This window comes from Aeromicrobium sp., assembly GCF_025965075.1.
Classification (GTDB): Bacteria; Actinomycetota; Actinomycetes; order Propionibacteriales; family Nocardioidaceae; genus Aeromicrobium.
Genome location: NZ_JAOPXQ010000238.1, coordinates 1 through 5,003 on the forward strand (window position 1 = coordinate 1; position 5,003 = coordinate 5,003).

The following is a 5,003-nucleotide window of genomic DNA, read 5'->3' on the forward strand; positions in this document are numbered from 1 at the left end:
CGTTCATCGACAGGCCCCACTCCTGGTCGATGATCATCTGGATGGCCAGCGCTCGGCGCACAGAGGCGTCGGTCGGCGTCGTGACGGCCTCGTCGTAGGCGTTGGTGTGCAGGCTGTTCGCGTTGTCGTAGATCGCGATGAGGGCCTGCAGCGTCGTGCGGATGTCGTTGAAGTCCATCTCCTGCGCGTGGAGCGAGCGACCCGACGTCTGCACGTGGTACTTGAGCTTCTGCGAGCGGTCGTTGGCGCCGTACTTCTCCTTCATCGCGATCGCCCAGATGCGGCGGGCGACCCGGCCGAGGACCGAGTACTCCGGGTCCATGCCGTTGCTGAAGAAGAACGACAGGTTGGGCGCGAAGTCGTCGATGTCCATCCCGCGGGCGAGATACGACTCGACGTACGTGAACCCGTTGGAGAGGGTGAACGCGAGCTGGCTGATGGGGTTCGCCCCGGCCTCGGCGATGTGATAGCCCGAGATCGAGACGGAGTAGAAGTTCCGCACGCCCTCGTCGATGAAGTACTGCTGGATGTCGCCCATCATCCGCAGGCTGAACTCGGTGGAGAACAGGCACGTGTTCTGCCCCTGGTCCTCCTTGAGGATGTCGGCCTGGACCGTGCCGCGGACGTTCTGCAGCGCGTACGTCCGCAGGTCCGCGTACTCGGCCTCGGAAGGCTCGCGGTCGTGCTCGGCACGGAACTTGTCGACCTGCTGGTCGATCACGGTGTTGAGGAAGAACGCCAGCACCGTGGGGGCGGGACCGTTGATCGTCATCGACACCGACGTCGACGGCGAGACCAGGTCGAAGCCGTCGTAGAGCACCTTCATGTCCTCGAGCGTCGCGACGGACACGCCGGACGTGCCGACCTTGCCGTAGACGTCGGGCCGCGGGTCGGGGTCGCGGCCGTACAGCGTCACCGAGTCGAACGCGGTCGACAGACGCGTCGCGTCGCCGTCCTCGGACAGCAGCTTGAAGCGGCGGTTGGTGCGGAACGGGTCGCCCTCGCCGGCAAACATGCGGGCGGGGTCCTCGCCGTCGCGCTTGAACGGGAAGACGCCGGCCGTGTAGGGGAAGTAGCCCGGCAGGTTCTCGCGGCGCCAGAAGCGGACGAGATCGCCGTGGCCGGTGAAGCGGGGCAGCGAGACGCGGGAGATCTTGTTGCCCGACAGCGACTCGCGGGTCAGCTGGGTGTGGATCTCCTTGTCCCGGACCTTGGTGACCATCTCGTCGCCGGAGTAGGACTCCACGACGGCGGGCCACGCCACGATCTGGTCGGAGACCTCGTGCGGCAGGGCCTTCCTGGCGCTGGTGAGGAGCTCGTCGACGCCGGCGCCCTCGAGATCGGACTCGGCCAGCTCGGCCGCGACGAGCTCGAGCCGCTGGGCGCGGTCGGCAGCGTCGGCCAGCCGCTCGGTCTCGGCGTGGTAGCCACGCACGGTCTCGGTGATCTCGGAGAGGTAGCGGACCCGGTCGGTCGGGACGACCTGCTGGATGCCGCTGGAGAACTTGACGCCGACGGCCGGGAGGATGCCTTCGCTGACCGGGAGGCCGTGCTCGGCGAGGGCGTCGCGCAGGTGCTGGTAGAGCGCCGTCACGCCGTCGTCGTTGAACGTCGCCGCGGAGGTGCCGAAGACCGGCATGTCCTCGGGTCGCTTCCCGAACGCCTCGCGGTTGCGCACCATCTGCCGGCCGACGTCACGCAGTGCGTCCTTGGCGCCGCGGCGCTCGAACTTGTTGATCGCGACGGTGTCGGCGAAGTCGAGCATATCGATCTTCTCGAGCTGCGAGGCGGCGCCGAACTCGGGCGTCATGACGTACAGCGACGAGTCGACGAACGGGACGATCGCCGCGTCACCCTGGCCGATGCCGGGGGTCTCGACGATGATCAGGTCGAACGCGGCGGCCTTGAGCACCGCGATGACGTCGCTGAGCGAGTCGGGCAGCTCGTGCGAGCCGCGGGTCGCGAGCGAGCGGAAGTAGGCGCGCTCGCCGTCGAGGGAGTTCATCCGGATGCGGTCGCCGAGGAGGGCGCCGCCGCCGCGGCGACGGGTCGGGTCGACCGCGAGGACCGCGACGCGCAGCTTGTCCTGCTGGTCGACCCGGAAGCGGCGGACGAGCTCGTCGGTCAGCGAGGACTTGCCCGATCCGCCCGTGCCGGTGATGCCGAGGACCGTCGCGGAGGACGTCGCCGAGGTGATGCGGTCGTCGTCGAGCCGGCCCGCCTCGGCGAACGTGATGGCGCGGGCGAGCGCGGCGCGGTCGCCGGCCAGGACGCCGTCGACGTCGATCTTCGAGTCGGCGGTCAGGTCGAAGTCGCAATCGGCGACGACGGAGTTGATCATGCCGACGAGGCCGAGGCGCTGGCCGTCCTCGGGGGAGAAGATCGTGACGCCGGACTTGCGCAGCCGGGCGATCTCCTCGGGGACGATGACGCCGCCGCCGCCGCCGACGACCCGGATGTGACCGGCGCCCTGCTCGGACAGGGACTCCATGAGGTACTCGAAGTACTCGACGTGGCCGCCCTGGTAGGACGACACCGCGACACCCTGCACATCCTCCTCGATCGCCGCGTCGACGACCTCCTTGACCGAGCGGTTGTGCCCGAGGTGGATGACCTCCGCGCCCTGGGACTGGAAGATCCGCCGCATGATGTTGATCGATGCGTCGTGCCCGTCGAACAGCGCGGACGCCGTGACGAGACGGATGGGATTGGTCGGGACGTGAAGATCGGTCATACCCTCTGGTCTTTCGCCGAAGTCATTACTAGGACCTAAAATAGTCGTACATCCAACTAATTGCCAGCCCCGGGCCCCAGTCCGTACGATGGGCGCATGTCAGAGGACCCCAGACTCCCGTTCGACCCGATCGAACGGGCGGGGGAGCTGTGGGTCGAGCGCATCGGCAGTCCCACCGCGATGCGGCTCGCGACGTCGATCATGCGGGTGCAGCAGCTCATCATCAGCGAGCTCGACGCGGCGGTGAAGCCGTTCGGCATCACATTCGCCCGCTACGAGGTCCTGGTCCTGCTGTCGTTCAGCTCGACCGGCCGGCTCCCGCTCAGCAAGATCGGCGCGCGGCTCATGGTGCACCCGACCTCGGTGACCAATGCGATGGACCGGCTCGAGTCGCAGGGGCTCGTCCGCCGGGTCGCCGACACGAGCGACCGACGGCGTACGTTCGCCGAGCTCACGCCCGCGGGCAAGGAGGTCCTCGTCGAGGCGACGGCCGCCGTCACGACGATCGACTTCGCGGTCGGCGGGCTGACCTCCGACCAGCAGGACGAGGCCTTCGCGCTGCTCCGCACGCTCCGCGCGTCGGCGGGCGACTTCAAGGACTGAGGACGTGCGAAGGCCCCGTCTCCGAGGAGACGGGGCCTTCGTGGTGTCAGCGGGTCAGATCTTCGGGGTCGCCGAGGTGACGAAGCCACCGGAGGTCGTGGTGACCGCCGAGTAGAACCGGTACCTGTACTTCGTGCTGGTCGTGAACGAGTAGCGCCCGTTGCCCGCGGCGTCGAGCTTGATCGTCTTCTTGGTCTTCCACTTGCTGCCCTTCTTGTACTGCAGCTTGATCGTCTTGAGCGAGGTGAAGGTGCCGATCGACGGCTTGAAGATGCCGATGTTCTCGGCGTAGAACGTCTTCTTCGTGCCCTTGACCGCGTACGAGGCCTCGCCGACGATGCCCCGACGGACGTAGAACAGGTTGCTCTTCGTGGTGTCGTTGGTGGGAGCGAGCCCCGACTCGGCGGTGTAGTTGATCGTGGAGCCGATGATCTTGGCCTTGCCCAGTCCGACGTCGCCCGGGACGATCACGAAGGTGACGTCCTCCTCGTCGTCGTACCAGAGGTCGAGGGGGCCGGTCCTCTTGCCGTCGACCGACAGGTTGAACGTGATGTTGTCGATCGCGTTCTCGTCAGCGCCCTCGTTGAGGGAGACGTCGAGGTCGATGTAGTTCTCGTCCGCGCTGAAGAGCTGCGTCGAGTACGCCTTGATCCTGGTGACGTCCACGACGGGTGCCGGCTCGGCTGACCGCGATGCGCGAGCGCTGCTGGCGTCCTGCAGGTCGGCGCCCGTTGCGGGGCGCGCGGCCGGACGGTCCTCCGCGTCCGCGACCGCGGCCGCGGGGCGGAGGGTGGGGGTGGACTCGGCGGCGCTGGCCGGGCCGGCTCCGAGGCTGAGGGTGAGGGCGGCTGCGGTCAACAGCGCTCCTCCGCGGACGAGGGTGATCTGACGCACGAGGGTCTCCAGGAGGAAATGGTGGGGGAGGAACTTGGACACTCTGCCAGAGTCCCGACGCCGGTGTGACTGTTTGTCACATCTTGAGCATCGCGGCGCCCAGCGTCTCCTCCGGCACGCCGAAGCCCTCGATCAGCGTCAGGGTGTGCGGGCGCAGCTTGTCCAGCAGCTCGTTGACCAGGGTCGTGACGGTCTTGGCGCGGACGTCCGAGAGCCGGTTGTGGCCCATGAACCAGGCGAGGTCCTCCTCGATCGCGGTCAGGGCGTACAGCGAGCACACGTCGCGGAGCAGCTCCTGCGCCTCGGGGTCCTCGCAGCGCGCGATGCCGGCGGTGAACGCCTCGAGCACGATGCGCTCGATGTGCACGCGGCCGGCGCGGATGACGTGGTCCTGGGCGGCGTTGAAGACCGCGAACGCCTCGACGGGGTCCTTGCCGGCCCGGCGCAGGCGGCGGGCGGCGGTCTCGAGGACGTGCTCCTCGCGGTCCTCGAACAGGTTGAGCTGGGTGCCGCGGTCGAGCAGGTCGTGGTCGTTGTCGCTGTTGCCGGGGCGGGCGTCGATCAGCCGCTGGATGAGCTGCGACGCAGCGGTGCGCTCCTTGACGACGTCGGCGACCGTGCCGGCGGCGAAGCGGACCATCCCGACCGGGTCGAGGCCGCCCACCTCCTGGGCGTACGACGTCAGGAGCTCCTTGGCGACGAGCTGGAAGAGGACGTGGTTGTCGCCCTCGAACGTCGTGAAGACGTCGGTGTCGCCCTTGAGCGTCGTGAG

The 5,003-nt window shown here is 68.2% G+C and carries 4 protein-coding genes; 1 reads left to right on the forward strand and 3 read right to left on the reverse strand.

The features are described from left to right. Positions 1 to 2,734, reverse strand: a 2,734-nt coding sequence (gene icmF / locus JWQ91_RS14210) for a fused isobutyryl-CoA mutase/GTPase IcmF (protein ID WP_297785447.1), incomplete at its 3' end; no start/stop codon positions are given. A 96-nt stretch (positions 2,735 to 2,830) separates the two neighbouring features. Between icmF and JWQ91_RS14215 the strand changes: the two genes are divergently transcribed. Beyond that, positions 2,831 to 3,337: a MarR family transcriptional regulator gene (locus tag JWQ91_RS14215; RefSeq protein WP_297785451.1), complete on the forward strand. Its 507-nt coding sequence runs from the start codon at positions 2,831 to 2,833 to the stop codon at positions 3,335 to 3,337. A gap of 54 nt (positions 3,338 to 3,391) precedes the next feature. Here the strand turns inward: JWQ91_RS14215 and JWQ91_RS14220 are convergent, their stop codons facing one another. After that, positions 3,392 to 4,273: a hypothetical protein gene (locus tag JWQ91_RS14220; protein ID WP_297785454.1), complete on the reverse strand. Its 882-nt coding sequence runs from the start codon at positions 4,271 to 4,273 to the stop codon at positions 3,392 to 3,394. Positions 4,274 to 4,307: 34 nt separating this feature from the next. Next, on the reverse strand, positions 4,308 to 5,003 hold a 696-nt coding region (locus JWQ91_RS14225; RefSeq protein ID WP_297785457.1), incomplete at its 5' end, for an acyl-CoA dehydrogenase.

Coding starts and splice junctions, on each gene's coding strand:
- JWQ91_RS14215 (WP_297785451.1), top strand. CDS start 2,831: ATGTCAGAGGACCCCAGACTCCCGTTCGACCCGATCGAACGGGCGGGG.